Raw genomic sequence first — 15,083 nt, forward strand, 5'->3', positions numbered from 1 at the left:
CTGCCGGCGGCGCCGCCGGCGCGGGACACTTGTTCACGTGAAACGGGTGCACCGGCTCCGGCAGGTCGTCAACGCGGTCAACCTGTCGACGGCCCTGGGTCTGGCGCTGGCCGCGACCGCCACCCGGCGTCCCCGCGGCGTCCGCCGGGCCCCGGGCGGGCTGCTGGTCGCCGGGGGCTACCGTCCGCCGGTGCCGGCCGCGCCGGTGTTCACGGTCGGCAACGTCGTCCTCGTGCGCGGCGACGCGTCCGGTCTCGCCGACGGGTCCCGGCTGCTGCGGCACGAGGCACGGCACTGCACGCAGTACGCCTGGTGCCTCGGCCCGGTCATGATCCCGCTGTACGGGGTGTGCGCGGGCGTGTCGATGCTCCTGTGCGGCGACTGGTCGTCCTACAACCCGTTCGAGCGTCTCGCGGGTCTCGCCGACGGCGGGTACGAGCGGCGGCCGCTGCGGCCGGTGCTGCACCGGCTCCGCGGCGGTGCGTCCGGGCCGCCCGGCGCGCCCTGACCCGCCCGGAGTGTCTTCGCAGGTGCCCGGAGGGGGGATCATTGATGGAGACCACTTCCTCGAAGGGCGGGTGCGGGTGCCTCGGATCCAGGGCTGCGACGCCTTCCGCGTGACGATGCCGCGCGGGCGGCGGCCGGAGAGCGTCCTCGTCCGCCTCACCGGCGGCGACGCCGTGGGATGGGGCGAAATGGCCGTCTCGGGCGGCTCCGGCGGTCCGGGCCCGGCCTGGGCCGACATCGAGGAGCGCCTGGGTCCGGCGCTCGTCGGGCTCGACCTGGACCGTCCCGAGGACGTGTCCGCCGCCGCCGACCTCGGCGCCCGGGAGGCGGCCGCCGCCGTCGACACCGCCTGCTGGGATTTGTGGTGCCGCACGAAGGGCCTGCCGCTCGCGCACGCGCTCGGCGGCACCCGCACGTCCATCGTGACCGGTGCGCGGATCACGCCGGAGACGGAGCTGGACACGCTCACGGGCCGCGTCAACAAGGCCGTTGGAGCGGGCCACACCCGCGTCACCCTCGACATCCGCCCCGGCTGGGACATCGAGCCGGTCCGGGCGGTCAGGCAGGCGTACCCGGCGCTGGCGCTCGTGGCGGACGCGGGCCACGCCTACTCCGAGTCGGCCGAGCACCTGGCCGTGCTGGAGGGGCTGGACGCCTACGGCGTGGCGGCGGTCGAGCGTCCGTTCGCGGCCGGCGACCTCGCCGCGCACGCCCGGCTCCAACTGCGGGTGGGCGCCGCCGTCGCCCCCGCCATCGGCGACCTGGAAGACCTCGACGCGGCCCTGTCGCTGGATGCGGGCCGCGCCCTGCACCTGCGGCTGGACCGGCTCGGCGGGCTGACCGCCGCCCGCAGCGCCCACGATCTGGCGTACGCGGCCGGCTGGGACGTGTGGTGCAGCGGGTGCGGCGCGTTCGGCATCGGGCAGGCCGCCGCCGTCGCGCTGGCGTCACTGCCGGGCTGCACGCTGCCGAGCGACGTGTCGGACCCGGCGGGCGGCCCGGTGTTCGTGACACCGCCCGTCCGCTCGTCCGGCGGCGTCGTCGGGGTCCCCCTCACCCAGCCGGGCCTCGGCCACGAGATCGACGAGGCGCGCATCGAGCGGCTCGCGACCCGCCGGCTGCGCCTGTCGGCATGATCCCCGCCCCGGTGTGGGTGGTGGCGGGCCCGCCCGGCTCCGGCAAGTCCACCGTGTCGGACCTGCTGCTGGCGCGGCTGCGGCCCGTCCCGGCCCTGCTGGACAAGGACACGATGTACGGGCCGTTCGTCGAGGCCGCCCTCGCCGCGTCCGCCCGCGATCCGGGTGAGCGCGAGGGCCCGTGGTACGACGAGCACGTCAAGCCGCACGAGTACGCGGGGATGACCGCGACGGCCCGGGAGATCCGCACGCACGGCTGCCCGGTGCTGCTCAGCGGCCCGTTCACCGGCCACATCCGGGACGGCGTCCGCTGGGCGGAGTGGACGCGGTCCCTGGGCGGCCCGCCGGTGCGTCTCGTGTGGGTCCGCACGGACGCGGCGACGCTGCGCCGCCGCCTGGAGGAACGCGGCTCACCGCGCGACACCGGCAAGCTGGCCGGTTTCGACGCCTTCACCGCCCGGATGCGGCCGGACGAGCCGCCGCCCGTTCCCCACACGGCCGTGGACAACCGCCTCACGGCACCCGTCCCCCTGGAGACGCAGCTCGACGCGCTGGCTCGGCTCAGTAGGACTTGGGCAGGCCCAGGGAGTGCTGCGCGACGTAGTTGAGGATCATTTCGCGGCTGACCGGGGCGATGCGCATGAGGCGGACGACCCCGGCGAGCATGCCGACGCCGTACTCCGTGGTGAGGCCGTTGCCGCCGTGGGTCTGGATGGCCTGGTCGACGCAGTGGATCGCGGCCTCGGCGGTGGCGTATTTGGCCATGTTGGCGGCCTCGCCGGCGCCGGTGTCGTCGCCCTCGTCGTACAGCCAGGCGGCCTTCTGCCCCATCAGCCGCGCCAGTTCCAGCTCGATCTTCGCGGCGGCGAGCGGGTGCGCGAGGCCCTGGTGCGCGCCGATGGGCGTTGCGAAGACCTGCCGTTCGTTCGCGTAGGCGGTGGCCTTGCCGAGGGCCAGGCGGCCGATCCCGGCGCCCATGGCGGACGCCATGATCCGCTCGGGGTTGAGGCCGGCGAACAGCTGCAGGAGCCCGCCGTCCTCGTCGCCGACGAGCGCGTCGTAGGGCAGCCGGACGTCGTCGAGGTGGCAGACGAACTGCTTCTCCGGCGACACGATCTCCATGTCGATCGGCGTCCAGGAGAACCCCGGCGCATCCGTCGGGACGATGAAGAGCGAGGGACGCAGGTTGCCCTTCTGGTCCTGCGTGCGGCTGACGAACATGACCGCGTCCGCCTCGTCCACACCGGAGATGAAGGTCTTCTGCCCGCTCACCACCCAGTTGCCGGCGTCGCGCCTCGCCGTGGTGGTGATGCGGTGCGCGTTGGAGCCCGCGTCGGGCTCGGTGATCGCGAACGCCATCTTGACCGAGCCTTCCGCGAACCGCGGAAGCCAGTGCTTCCTCTGGTCCCCGGTGCCGGACCGCGCGATGATCGTGGCGCAGATCGCCGGGGAGACGACCATGAGCAGCAGCGGGCAGCCCGCCGCGGCCAGTTCCTCGCACACCGCGGCGAGGTCGCCGATGCCGCCGCCTCCGCCGCCGTACTCCTCGGGCACGTTCACGCCGAGGTAGCCGAGCCGCCCCGCCTCGGACCACAGCTCGTCGGTCTTCTGCCCGGACCTGGCCTTCTCCACGTAGTACGAGGCACCGTACGCGGCGCCCAGTTCGGCGACGGCCGCGCGCAGCGCCCGCCGCTCCTCGGTCTCGACGAAGCTCATCCGGATGTCCCTTCGATGACGGCGAGGACGGCGCCGGACTCGACCTGCCGTCCCTCCGCGACGTTCAGTTCGGCGACCGTCCCGGAGGCGGGGGCGGCGATGCGGTGCTCCATCTTCATCGCCTCCAGGACGATGAGGGTCTGCCCTTCGGCGACGAAAGCGCCCTGTTCGGTCTCGACGCGCACAACGGTCCCGGGCATGGGCGCGAGGAGCGAGCCCGGTGCGATGTGGCTGCTCGGGTCGGCGAAGCGCGGCTCGGCCCGGAACGCCACCGGGCCGAGGCGGGAGTCGACGTACACCGAGTCACCGGCCGTGGTCACCGTGAACGTTTCGCGCAGCCCGTCATGCTCCAGGACGACCCGCTCCGGTGCGGCGCTCACCAGCGAGCCGCCCGGGCACAGTCCGGAAACCAGCCCGCCCCTGTCCAGGTGGTAGTCGGCGGTGATCGGCCCGGCCGGCCCCTCGAACGCCCTGCGCTGAGGCTGCGACCGGACGTTGCGCCACCCGGACGGGAGCCCGCCGAGCGCCGGCGCGGCGGCCCGGTCCGCGGCGGCTCCGGCCAGCGCGGCGGCCAGTGCGGACACCCGGATCGCCGCCTCGCCGGCCAGCGGAGCGGCGAGGGCGTCCAGGCCGACCCGGTCCAGGTACCCGGTGTCGGTGTCGCCGTCCAGGAAGGCGGGTTCCTCCAGGATCCGGACGAGCAGGTCGCGGTTGGTGGCCGGGCCGTGGATGCGGGCGCCGCGCAGCGCGGCCGCGAGGCGGCGGACAGCGGCGCGGCGGGTCGGCGCCCACGCGATCACCTTGGCGAGCATCGGGTCGTAGTGGACGCCGATCTCGCCGCCGCTCTCCACCCCGCTGTCGAGCCGCAGCCCGTACGAGGCGGGGACGGCGAACTCGGCGTCGACGTCCGGTACCTCGAAGGTGTGCAGCGGGCCGCTGCCCGGACGCCAGTCGCGGGCCGGGTCTTCGGCGTACAGGCGGACCTCGACGGCGTGGCCGCGCGGCTCCGGCGCCGCGTCCGGGAGCCGCGCCCCCTCGGCGATCTCGATCTGCAGCCGGACCAGGTCGACCCCGTACACGCACTCGGTGACCGGGTGCTCGACCTGGAGGCGGGTGTTGACCTCCAGGAAGAAGAAGCGGCCGTCGCGGGCGAGCATGAACTCGACCGTGCCCGCCCCGGTGTAGCCGATGGCGCGGGCCACGCTCGCCGCCGCCCCGGACAGTTCGGCGCGCAGTCCGGGGCCGACCGCGGGCGACGGCGCCTCCTCGACGATCTTCTGGTGGCGGCGCTGGATGGAGCATTCGCGTTCGCCCAGCGCCCAGACGGTGCCGTGCGCGTCGGCGAGGATCTGCACCTCGATGTGCCGGGCGCCTTCCAGCAGCGGCTCGCAGAACACGGTCGGGTCGCCGAACGCCGACTCCGCCTCGCGGCGCGCCCCGGCGACGGCGTCCGGCAGCTCCTCGGGCGTCCGGACGATCCGCATGCCGCGCCCGCCGCCGCCCGCGGACGCCTTCACCAGCAACGGGAAGTCCGCGTCGGTCACCTGGGCGGGGTCGAGTTCGGGCAGCACCGGGACGTCCGCGGCGGCCATCAGCTTCTTGGCCTCGATCTTGGATCCCATCGCGGCGATCGCCGCCGGCGGCGGGCCGATCCAGGTCAGGCCGGCGTCGGTCACGGCCCGCGCGAAGTCCGCGTTCTCCGACAGGAACCCGTACCCGGGGTGGACGGCGTCCGCCCCGGCGCTCTTCGCCACGGCGAGGAGCGCTTCGGCCGACAGGTACGTCTCCGCCGGAGACGCCCCGGGCAGCCGCCCCGCCACGTCCGCCTCCCGGACGTGCGGCGCGCCCGCGTCCGGGTCGGAGTGGACGGCGACCGTCCCGATGCCGAGGTCCCGGCAGGCCCGCAGGACGCGGCGGGCGATCTCGCCGCGGTTGGCGACCAGCACTGTTGCGATCATCACCCTCACATCCGGAAGACGCCGAAGCCGCCGGCTCCGCGCACGGGCGCGTTGTGGACGGCGGACAGGCACAGGCCGAGCACGGTGCGGGTGTCGCGCGGGTCGATGACGCCGTCGTCGTAGAGCCGTCCCGACAGGAAGTACGGCAGCGACTCCGCCTCGATCTGCGCCTCGACCATCTCCCGCATCGCCCGGTCCTGCTCCTCGTCGTAGGCCTGCCCGCGCGCTTCGGCGGCCTGCCGCGCCACGATCGACAGGACCCCCGCCAGCTGCTGCGGGCCCATCACCGCCGACTTCGCGCTCGGCCACGTGAACAGGAACCGGGGATCGTACGCGCGGCCGCACATGCCGTAGTTGCCCGCCCCGTAGGAGGCGCCCATCACGATCGACAGGTGCGGGACCGTGCTGTTGGCCACCGCGTTGATCATCAGGGCGCCGTGCTTGATGATCCCGGCCTGCTCGTAGTCCTTGCCGACCATGTAGCCGGTCGTGTTGTGCAGGAACAGCAGCGGGATGTCGCGCTGGTTGGCGAGCTGGATGAACTGCGCCGCCTTCTGCGCCTCCTCACTGAACAGGACGCCCTGCGCGTTGGCGAGCACCCCGATCGGGTGGCCGTGGACGCGCGTCCAGCCGGTGACCAGGCTCGTCCCGTAGAGGGGTTTGAACTCGTCGAACCGTGAGCCGTCCGCGATCCGGGCGATGACCTCGCGCGGGTCGAACGGGATCTTCAGGTCCTCGGGGACGATGCCGGCCAGCTCGTCCGCGTCGTACAGCGGCTCCTCCACCGGGCCGGGCGGCGGGCCCGGCTTGCGGTGCCCCAGGTTCTTGACGATCTGGCGGCCAAGGCGCAGCGCGTCGGCCTCGTCCACGGCCATGTAGTCGGCGAGGCCCGACGCCCGCGCGTGCATCTCCGCGCCGCCGAGCTCCTCGTCGCCGGCCTCCTCCCCCGTCGCCATCTTCACCAGCGGCGGGCCCCCGAGGAACACCTTCGCGCGCTCCTTGACCATGACGACGTAGTCGCACATGCCGGGGATGTACGCGCCGCCCGCCGTGGAGTTGCCGAACACCAGCGCGATCGTCGGGATCCCGGCGGCCGACAGCCGGGTCAGGTCGCGGAACATCCGCCCGCCCGGGATGAAGATCTCCTTCTGCGTCGGCAGGTCGGCGCCGCCCGACTCGACGAGGTTGACGAGCGGCAGCCGGTTCTCCAGCGCGATGTCGGACGCCCGGAAGCTCTTCTTCACCGTCCACGGATTGCTGGCCCCGCCCCGCACCGTCGGGTCGTTCGCCACGATCACGCATTCGACGCCCTCGACGACCCCGATGCCGGTGACGACGCTGGCGCCGACGGGGAAGTCGCTGCCCCACGCGGCGAGGGGGCTCAGCTCCAGGAACGGCGAGTCCGGGTCGATCAGCATCTCGATGCGTTCCCGCGCGAGCATCTTGCCGCGCCCGCGGTGCCGCGCGACGTACTTCTCCCCGCCGCCCTCCAGCGCCTTCGCGTGCTCGGCGTCCAGGGCGGCGATCTTCTCCAGCATGGCCGCGCGGCGCTCCCGGTACTCCGGGCCGCGCGGGTCGATCGTGCTCTTGAGCGTCAAAGGACTGCCTCCGGGATGTCGACGAGGCGGGACCGCAGCCACTCGCCGAGGGCCTTGCCCTGCGGGTCGAACCGGGTCGAGGCCGATACGCCCTCCTGCAGCAGCCCCTCGACGACGAAGTTGACCGCACGGAGGTTGGGCAGAACGTGCCGCTGGACGGCGTGGTCGCGCGTCTCGGGCAGCAGCTCACGGAACCGCTCGACGGTGAGGAACGGCTCCAGCCACCGCCATTGCGCGTCCGTCCGCGCCCACACGCCGATGTTGGCGTCCCCGCCCTTGTCCCCGCTCCGCGCCCCCGCGACCCGCCCGAGTGGCACCCGGACGGCCGTGCCCCCGGGTGCGGGGGCCGGGTTCTCCACAGCGGGCGATTGTTCTCCCGCCCCGTGGCCTGCGGGTTCGCCGGCCGGGGCCACGACGGGTGCGGAGGGGATGGGAACGTGCTCGCCCTCGTGCGTGACCGCGACGTGTTCGACGGCCTCGTTGGGGACGAACGCGGGCGTGTAGACGCCGTAGGGGCCGCCCTTGCCCGGCGGGGACGTCATCGTGAAGCCGGGGTAGCCGGCGAGTCCCAGTTCCACGGCCGCGCCGCTGAACGCGCGGCCTACCTTCTCCGGGTCGGGGTCGAGGACGGCGCAGCGCAGCAGCGCGGTGGCCTCCCCCTGCGTGGCGGGGTCCGGGCCGGCGGTGCCGATGAGCGTCCATTCGACGCGGGCCGGCGGGGCGTCGCCGAACGCCGCCTCCAGCCGCCTCCTGGCGAGTTCCGCCTTGGCCTCGATGCCGAGCCCGGTGAGGACGAACGTCATCTCGTTGCGGTGACCGCCGAGATGGTTGAGGCACACCTTGGTGGTCGCGGGCGGCGGAACGCCCTTCACGCCGCTGATGCGCACCCTGTCGGGGCCGTCCTGCGCCAGTTCGATCGTGTCGAAGCGCGTCGTGACGTCCGGGCCGGCGTAGTACGGCCCGCCGATCTCGTACAGCAGCTGCGCCGTGACGGTCTCGACGGTCACGGCGCCGCCCGTCCCGTCGTGTTTGGTGATCACGCTGGAGCCGTCGGGGTGGATCTCGGCGATCGGAAAACCCGGCGCCTTTACGTTGTAGATTTCTTCGCCGAGGATCTCTTCGAAGAAGGCGTAGTTACCGCCCGTCGCCTGCGCACCGCATTCCAGGACGTGCCCGGCGGCCGTCGCGCCGGCCAGCGCGTCCCAGTCGTCGCGGGCCCAGCCGAAGTGCGCGGCGGCCGGCCCCACGGCCAGGGACGCGTCGGTGACGCGGCCGGTCACCACCACATCGGCGCCGCTCCGGAGGCACTCGGCGATGCCCCACGCCCCCAGGTAGGCGTTGGCCGTGAGCGGCGCGCCGTAGCGTGAATCGGCGAGCCCCAGGTCCACCGCCCGCGCCAGCAGGTCGTCGCCCTCGACATGGGCGATCCGCACCTCAAGGCCGAGCCGCCCGGCCAGCTCGCGCAGCCTGGCGGCCAGCCCGCGCGGGTTGAGCCCGCCGGCGTTGGCGACGATCGCGGTGCCGTGCTCCACGGCGAGCCCGAGGCACTCCTCCATCTGCCGCAGGAACGTGGTGGCGTACCCGGCGTCCGGGTCCTTCATCTTGCCGCGCCCGAGGATCAGCATCGTCAGCTCGGCGAGGTAGTCGCCGGTCAGGACGTCCAGCGGCCCGCCCTCCAGCATCTCCCGGACCGCGGAGAAGCGGTCGCCGTAGAAGCCCGAGGCGTTACCGACCCGCAGCGGTTGGCTCATGGCAGAACCCTGCCAGCCCGGACGGAAAAAATCAATCATGCATGATTGTTTCTTTGAAGGCGTTTTGGTTGACTGGAGGTCCGCCGAGCCGAGGACCACATGACCACGCAGGCAGTCCCCCGTGAACCGCAGCAGGACCGCAGCCGCGCGACCCGGCGGCGCCTCCTGGAGGCGGCCGTCGACTGCCTCGCCTCCGTGGGCTGGGCGGGGACGACGGTCGCGGTGGTCGCCGAGCGCGCCGGCGTCTCCCGGGGCGCCGCGCAGCACCACTTCAGGACGCGCGAGGAACTGGTCACCGCGGCCGTCGAGTACGGCTCCGACGTGCGGATGACGCAGATGCGCGAGCGCCTGGACGCGCTGGCCGACCGGCGTCCGTCCACCCTGGAGGTCGTCGCGCTGCTCGGCGAGATGTACACCAGCCCGCTGTTCCGCGCCGCGCTGCAACTCTGGGTCGCCGCCGCCTCCGACGATCAGCTGCGCGCGCGGGTCGTCCCCCTGGAGGCCCGGGTCGGACGCGAGGCGCACCGTCTCACCATCGAGGCGCTCGGCGCGGACGAGAGCGTGCCCGGCGTCCGCGAGACCGTCCAGGCGACGCTCGATCTCGTCCGCGGCCTCGGCCTGGCCGATCTCCTCACCGACGACTCGGCCCGCCGCACCCGCCTGCTGAACCAGTGGGCCGCCACGCTCGACCAGGCCCTCGGCGGCTGACCCCGCACGTCCGCGGGGCGCGGCTCAGACGGTGATCTCCCGCAAGGGGCTTCCGCCGTCGATGAAGACGCGGCCACCGGGAGCGAGCACCGCCGCGATGGACCGCACGGCCTCCCGGCCGGCCTCCGGATGGCGGCCGTCCAGCGCCCCCACCCGCACCGCGAAGACGAGGTCGAAGGGACCTTCGCCGGGTTCGGGCGAGAAGTCCTCGATCGCGGTTCGCCGGACGCTCATGCGTCCCGAGGCGATCTCGGCGGCCGAGGCGGCCTCCGCCTGCGCGATCGCCTTGGCGGACCGGTCGATCGCGAGAACGTGCCCGGTGCCGAGCCGCGCCGCGACGGCCCGCGCGGCGGCGCCCGGCCCGCAGCCGATCTCCAGGACCCGCATGTCCGGTGCGAGCGGCAGCGCGTCCACGATCTCGGCGAGCCGGGGCGAGAGCGTCATGGACCGACGATACGGCACCCGCCCCGGCGCGGCTTTCCTCGACCATGGTTGACATGTGACCTTTTGGTCACGTATTTTCCGGGTGTGGACGACGACGATCTGGCGTTCAAGGCGCTGGCGGACCCGACCCGCCGGTTCCTGCTCGACCTGCTGTTCGCCCGGGACGGGCGGACGCTCGGCGAACTGGAGTCGGAGGTGGAGATGACACGGTTCGGGGTCGCCAAGCACCTGCGCGTTCTGGAGGACGCCGGGCTGGTGGTCCCGCGCCGTTCGGGCCGGGAGAAGCTGCACTTCCTCAACCCGGTGCCGATCCGGCTGATCCACGACCGGTGGATCGGCAAGTACACCGAGCCGCCCGTCGCGGCGCTCACCGACCTCAAGCGAGAACTGGAGTCCGACATGACGACGACCGAGACCGGCGGCGACAGGACCGTCCAGGTGTACCGGGTGTACATCAAAGCGACACCGCAGGCCATCTGGGACGCCATCACCAAACCGGAGTGGACGGTGAAGTTCGGCTACCAGGCGCCGGTGGAGTACGACCTGCGTCCCGGCGGCGCCTTCCGCGGCCTCGCCAGCGACGCGATGAAGGAGCACGGCGCCCCGGACGTGGTGATCGACGGCGAGGTCATCGAGGCGGACCCGCCGCGCAGGCTCGTCCAGACATGGAAGGCGCTGTGGCTCGGCGAGCCGTCCACACGGCTCACCTACGAGATCGAGGACGACGAACCCGGCATCACGCGGCTGACCGTCACCCACGACGTCACCGGCGCACCGCAGACGGCGGCGCAGTCCGCGGGCGAGACCCCCGGGGCCGGCGGCGGCTGGAGCCAGACGCTCAGCGACCTGAAGACCCTGCTGGAGACCGGCGAGTCCCTCTTCGCCTGATCATCGCCGTGCCCCCGCGTCATCGCACGCCGGCGGCCGAGGCCCGGCCGCCGCCATCCCCCGAAGTGGAGTCCTCATGCTCAGCCCTTCCACCGCCGCCGGCCGGTCCCGTCCCGACACCCGGCCCGCCTCCGCCCGCGCACTGCTCGCCGGCGGAGCCGCCGCCGGGCCGCTGTTCACGCTGCTGATCGTCGCGCAGGCGCTCACCCGCGACGGCTATGACGCCGCGCGCCATCCGCTCAGCATGCTCGCGCTCGGCGAGCACGGGTGGATCCAGACCGCGAACTTCCTGGTCTGCGGCGTTCTCGTCACGGCGTCCGCCGCCGGGCTGCGCCGCGTCCTGGAACCGGGCACGGCCGGCCGCACCTGGGGCACCGCCCTCATCGCCGTCTACGGCGCGAGCCTGGTGTGGGCCGGGATGTTCCGCACCGACCCCGCCGACGGCTTCCCGGCCGGTACGCCAGGCGGCGCCGGCGAGGTCAGCTGGCACGGCATGCTGCACAACCTCGCCCCGGTCGGGATGGGCCTCGCGCTGAGCGCGGCTTGCGTGGTGTTCGCCCGCCGGTTCCTCCGCGAGGGACGGACCGGCTGGACGGTCTACAGCGCCGCCGCACCGTCCGTGTACCTTGTCCTGGGGTTCGCCGCGCTCCCGGCGGGCGACTTCCGGCTCATGCTCGCCGGAGGCGCCGTCATCTGGACGTGGGCCGCCGTCCTGTCGCTGAAGTTCCTGCGTGAATCCGCCGGCCGCACCTGAACCGCCCGGAGGCGGCCCCGCTCCACGGCCGGAGCGGGGCCGCCTCCGGCCATGTCCGCCTCCGCGCATTGACCGCATCCGACGCCTGACGGAATCTGAACTCATGTTCAGAACAAGCGTTCAGGTGGATCGTCCACGGAGAGCGGCGCGTTTTCCCGCGTCGTGCGAGGTGGCCGTGCTCGGCGGGGGCCTCGCCGGGATGGCGACGGCGGCCCGGCTGCAGGCGGCCGGCGTGTCCACGCTCGTGATCGAGGCGCACGGCCATGTGGGCGGCTGCGCCGGCTACTACCGGCGGCGGGGCTTCTCCTTCGACGTGGGCGCGACGACGATGGTGGACTTCGAACCCGGCGGGGTCGGCGCGGAACTCCTCGACAGCGTCGGGATGGACCCGGTCCCCGGCGAGGCACTGCCCGGCTACGTCGGCTGGCTGCCCGACCGCAAGGTCACCCTCTACCGCGACACCCGCGCCTGGCACCGCGAACGGCTGCGCGCGCTGGGCGACAGCCCCCGGCACCGCGCGTTCTGGGACCGGCTCGACCGCCTCGCGCACGTCTTCTGGGACGCGAGCCGCGCCGGTGTGCGGCTGCCGATCCGGCGTCCCGCGGACGCGATGCACAACCTGCGGGCCCTCGGGCCCCGCGGCCTCCCGCTCGCCCGCCACCTCAACACCACCCTCGGCGACGTCCTCGTCCGGCACCGCCTCCGCGGCGACGCACCGCTCGTCGGGCTTCTGTCGATGCTGGTGGAGGACACCGTGCACAGCACCGTCGACCGCGCCCCGCTCATCAACGCCGCGCTGGGCGTCACCATCCGCGGCGCCGGGCTCACCCGCGCGGACGGCGGCATGCGCGGCTTCTGGCGGCGCTTCCTCGCCCACTACCGCGGGATCGGCGGGCGGCTGCGCGTCGGCTGCCAGGTCGAACGGGTCACCGGACGAGCCGGGGCGTTCGTCGTCCACACGTCACAGGGCGACGTCCACGCCCGGCAGGTCGTGAGCGCGCTGCCGGCCGCCACGACCGCACGCGTCGTCCCCGACCTCGCGCGCCCGCTCAAGCCCTACCTGGAACGGGACGAGCACGACATGGGCGGCGCGATCGTCGTGTTCCTCGGCGTCCCGGAGGACGAGGTCGCCGGCCAGGAGTTCACCCACCATCAACTGCTGCACGACTACGGCCGGCCGCTCGGCGACGGCAACAACATGTTCGTGTCGGTGTCCGCGCGGGGCGACACCGAGAGCGCACCGCCGGGCGAACGCGCCGTGATGATCTCCACGCACACGCGGCTCGCGGAATGGGAAGGGCTGCCGGACGCCGACTACGAGGCCCGCAAGCACGAGATCGGGGAGCGTCTCGTCGGTCTGGCCCGCCGCGTCCACCCCACACTCGGCGAACGCGCACGCGTCCGGGAGGTGGGCACACCGCGCTCGTACGAGCGTTTCGCGTTCCGGCCGGGCGGCGCGGTCGGCGGCGCCCACCAGTCGCCGGGGAACGCCAACCAGAACGCCGTCCCCCATTCGCTGGGCGTGCCCGGCCTGTGGCTCGTCGGCGACTCCACCTGGCCCGGCCTCGGCACCGTCGCGTGCGCCCTGGGCAGCAGGATCGTCGCAGACGAGGCGCTCAAGTCCGCGCGCCGGACGGCGGTGGCGCGATGACGGTCCCCAGACTGTCCGAACTGGGCCCCGACCTGCTCGTCACGACCCGCCCACGGCGGATCCTCACCCTCTCCCTCCCCTTCGCCGGGGTCGCCTTGTTCGCCGCCGCGTGGCTCGCGGGATGGTGGTGGCTGACACCGCTGATCGCCTTCGGGGTCTTCGTCGCCGTGGTGACCGCGACGCACGACGTCGTCCACCGGTCCCTCGGTCTCGGCAAGCGGGCGACCGAATGGGCGCTGTTCCTGCTGGGCACGGTCCTGCTGGAAAGCGGCCACGCCTATCGCGCGACCCACCTGCAGCATCATCGGACGTTCCCCAGCGACGAGGACCCCGAGGGATATCCCGCGAACCTGTCCGCGCTCGGCGCGGTCCTCTACGGGCCGGTCTTCCTCATCCGCCTGTGGTGGTGGGCGTTCCGGCGCGGCTCCGCCGGTCAGCGGGCATGGCTGCTGGCGGAGGCGGCACCGCCCTTCGCCGCCGTCGGCGCGGGCACCCTGTTCTCCCGGGGCCTCCTCGCCTACGCCGTCATGATGATCGTGGGAAGCTGGGTCTACCCGCTGCTGACCGTCCACCTGCCGCACCGGCACTACGGGGACACGCCGCTCACGCAGACCCATACCCTGCGCGGGCGTGTCGTCCCCGCGCTGTTCCTGGAGTTGACGTACCACTTGGAGCACCATCTGTACCCGCAGGTGCCAAGCCACCACCTGGCGCGCCTCGCACGGCGCCTCGACCCCGTCCTCGCCGAGGCCGGGGTGAAACCGTGGAAAGTGATCTGAACGAATGGCGCCACGCGCGGAGGCCAGGAAACGGCTCCTCGAAGCGACCATCCGGACGCTCGCGGTCGAGGGCTACGGCGGGACGACCGCACGCTCGATCGCCAGGACGGGCGGCTTCGCACCGGGCGTCATCTACTACCACTTCGAGGATCTGGAAGCCCTCCTGGTCGCGGCACTCCGCGAAACGAGCCGGGTCCGCATGGAACGCTACGAGGAGGCGCTCGGCTCCTGCACGGACGCCACCGACCTGTTCTCGCGCCTCCGTGACGTGTATGCCGCGGACGTGCGCGAACAGGGCCACATCGACGCCGTCCAGGAGCTCTTCACCGCCTCGGCGACGTCGCCGAGGCTGCGGGAGGAACTTCTGGCACACGTCGAATCGTGGTCCGCTTTCGCCGCCGCGGCGGTCCAGCGCCTCGTCGGCGGAACGGCCCTGGAGAACGTCGTCCCGTCCCGTGACGTCGGGATGATCGCGGTCGCGATGTTCCTCGGCGTCCAGACGCTCGTCCACCTGGACGACGACCGCTCCCGGATCGAATCGCTCTTCAACACCGCCGAATCCGCCGCGCTGCTCTGGGACGCCTTCGCCCGCGGCCCCGCAACGATCCCCGAGAATTGAGAAGGCCCGTGTCCCTGCTCAGCTCAACGCAGCCGCGGGCAGCTTCCGATTCCGGACTGGGAGGCCGACATGAACTCGGGTGACAATGAAGCAGCCGCCGAGAAAGTGTCCGGCGCCGTGCAGTCGTTCATGGCGCTGCCGGGGAGAACCGATGACGGATGAGCACCGTTCCTACGGTGTCTCGCCGACATCGTCCGCCTGATCGACCTATGTTCGGCGCTGCATCCTCCCCGGACTTTCCCTGTGGAGGTCCGCCCACCCGCCGGAACTGCACGGCCTCGTCGACGCCGCGGTGGCGATCGCCCGCTCGCATCCAGACGAGTACATACGTCACCGCGTGGAACACCAGGTTCGCCCCTGACCGCCTTCCGGATGTACTCCGAGTGCGACGGTCCGGTACCCCGCGGTACACCGAACGACCACAAAAGCCTCAAAATGAGAAAGGCCCCGCCGGTGTCGGCGGGGCCTTTCTGCAATACGAGTCCGGCGGTGTCCTACTCTCCCACACAGTCTCCCATGCAGTACCATCGGCGCTGAAGGGCTTAACTTCCGGGTTCGGGATGGGACCGGGTGT

Annotated in this window: 14 protein-coding genes and 1 rRNA gene; 9 read left to right on the plus strand and 6 right to left on the minus strand. The window is 73.0% G+C overall.

Annotation, left to right across the window (positions count from 1 at the left end; genetic code table 11):
- The first annotated feature begins 37 nt into the window (after positions 1-37).
- From ACGFK0_RS21000 to ACGFK0_RS21010, 3 genes are all read left to right on the plus strand, one after another.
- Positions 38-508, plus strand: a complete 471-nt coding sequence (locus ACGFK0_RS21000) for a hypothetical protein (RefSeq protein WP_392906931.1) — start codon at positions 38-40, stop codon at positions 506-508.
- A gap of 70 nt (positions 509-578) precedes the next feature.
- Entirely contained in the window at positions 579-1,643 is a 1,065-nt protein-coding gene (locus ACGFK0_RS21005; protein WP_392906932.1) for an enolase C-terminal domain-like protein, read from the plus strand.
- Positions 1,640-2,251: an AAA family ATPase gene (locus ACGFK0_RS21010; protein WP_392906934.1), complete on the plus strand. Its 612-nt coding sequence runs from the start codon at positions 1,640-1,642 to the stop codon at positions 2,249-2,251. The genes ACGFK0_RS21005 and ACGFK0_RS21010 overlap by 4 nt, the downstream gene beginning before the upstream one ends.
- On the opposite strand, the gene ACGFK0_RS21015 is transcribed toward ACGFK0_RS21010, so the two are convergent.
- From ACGFK0_RS21015 to ACGFK0_RS21030, 4 genes are read right to left on the minus strand one after another with little or no spacing between them, the layout of a single operon-like run.
- Positions 2,205-3,359: an acyl-CoA dehydrogenase family protein gene (locus tag ACGFK0_RS21015; protein ID WP_392906935.1), complete on the minus strand. Its 1,155-nt coding sequence runs from the start codon at positions 3,357-3,359 to the stop codon at positions 2,205-2,207. The two genes, ACGFK0_RS21010 and ACGFK0_RS21015, sit on opposite strands and share 47 nt — an antisense overlap.
- A complete protein-coding gene (locus ACGFK0_RS21020) occupies positions 3,356-5,317 on the minus strand; it encodes an acetyl/propionyl/methylcrotonyl-CoA carboxylase subunit alpha (RefSeq protein ID WP_392906936.1) in 1,962 nt (653 codons plus the stop codon). The genes ACGFK0_RS21015 and ACGFK0_RS21020 overlap by 4 nt, the downstream gene beginning before the upstream one ends.
- A 5-nt stretch (positions 5,318-5,322) precedes the next feature.
- Complete coding sequence (locus ACGFK0_RS21025; protein WP_392906938.1) at positions 5,323-6,915, minus strand: acyl-CoA carboxylase subunit beta; 1,593 nt, start codon at positions 6,913-6,915, stop codon at positions 5,323-5,325.
- Positions 6,912-8,666, minus strand: coding sequence for an acyclic terpene utilization AtuA family protein (locus ACGFK0_RS21030; protein WP_392906939.1), 1,755 nt, complete (start codon positions 8,664-8,666; stop codon positions 6,912-6,914). The genes ACGFK0_RS21025 and ACGFK0_RS21030 overlap by 4 nt, the downstream gene beginning before the upstream one ends.
- A gap of 99 nt (positions 8,667-8,765) precedes the next feature.
- Here ACGFK0_RS21030 and ACGFK0_RS21035 point away from each other — a divergent pair, with 99 nt between their 5' ends.
- Positions 8,766-9,374, plus strand: coding sequence for a TetR/AcrR family transcriptional regulator (locus ACGFK0_RS21035; RefSeq protein WP_392906941.1), 609 nt, complete (start codon positions 8,766-8,768; stop codon positions 9,372-9,374).
- 24 nt (positions 9,375-9,398) lie between these two features.
- Here the strand turns inward: ACGFK0_RS21035 and ACGFK0_RS21040 are convergent, their stop codons facing one another.
- A complete protein-coding gene (locus tag ACGFK0_RS21040) occupies positions 9,399-9,818 on the minus strand; it encodes an SAM-dependent methyltransferase (RefSeq protein WP_392906942.1) in 420 nt (139 codons plus the stop codon).
- A gap of 84 nt (positions 9,819-9,902) precedes the next feature.
- On the opposite strand from ACGFK0_RS21040, the gene ACGFK0_RS21045 reads away from it, so the two are divergent.
- From ACGFK0_RS21045 to ACGFK0_RS21065, 5 genes are all read left to right on the plus strand, one after another.
- On the plus strand, positions 9,903-10,706 hold the full coding sequence (locus ACGFK0_RS21045; protein WP_392906943.1) for a metalloregulator ArsR/SmtB family transcription factor: 804 nt from the start codon (positions 9,903-9,905) through the stop codon (positions 10,704-10,706).
- A 76-nt stretch (positions 10,707-10,782) separates the two neighbouring features.
- Positions 10,783-11,460 carry a DUF998 domain-containing protein gene (locus ACGFK0_RS21050; protein ID WP_392906945.1) on the plus strand — a complete coding sequence of 226 codons (678 nt, stop codon included), beginning with the start codon at positions 10,783-10,785 and terminating at the stop codon, positions 11,458-11,460.
- A gap of 175 nt (positions 11,461-11,635) precedes the next feature.
- Positions 11,636-13,111: a phytoene desaturase family protein gene (locus ACGFK0_RS21055; RefSeq protein ID WP_392906947.1), complete on the plus strand. Its 1,476-nt coding sequence runs from the start codon at positions 11,636-11,638 to the stop codon at positions 13,109-13,111.
- The gene (locus ACGFK0_RS21060; RefSeq protein WP_392906948.1) at positions 13,108-13,890 is read left to right on the plus strand and encodes a fatty acid desaturase family protein; all 783 of its coding nucleotides are present in this window, start codon (positions 13,108-13,110) and stop codon (positions 13,888-13,890) included. The genes ACGFK0_RS21055 and ACGFK0_RS21060 overlap by 4 nt, the downstream gene beginning before the upstream one ends.
- A 4-nt stretch (positions 13,891-13,894) precedes the next feature.
- Positions 13,895-14,509 carry a TetR/AcrR family transcriptional regulator gene (locus ACGFK0_RS21065; protein ID WP_392906949.1) on the plus strand — a complete coding sequence of 205 codons (615 nt, stop codon included), beginning with the start codon at positions 13,895-13,897 and terminating at the stop codon, positions 14,507-14,509.
- 481 nt (positions 14,510-14,990) lie between these two features.
- On the opposite strand, the gene rrf is transcribed toward ACGFK0_RS21065, so the two are convergent.
- Positions 14,991-15,083, minus strand: a 5S ribosomal RNA gene (gene rrf / locus ACGFK0_RS21070); the annotation flags it as partial.

Source organism: Spirillospora sp. NPDC048823 (assembly GCF_043198445.1).
Lineage (GTDB): Bacteria > Actinomycetota > Actinomycetes > Streptosporangiales > Streptosporangiaceae > Spirillospora.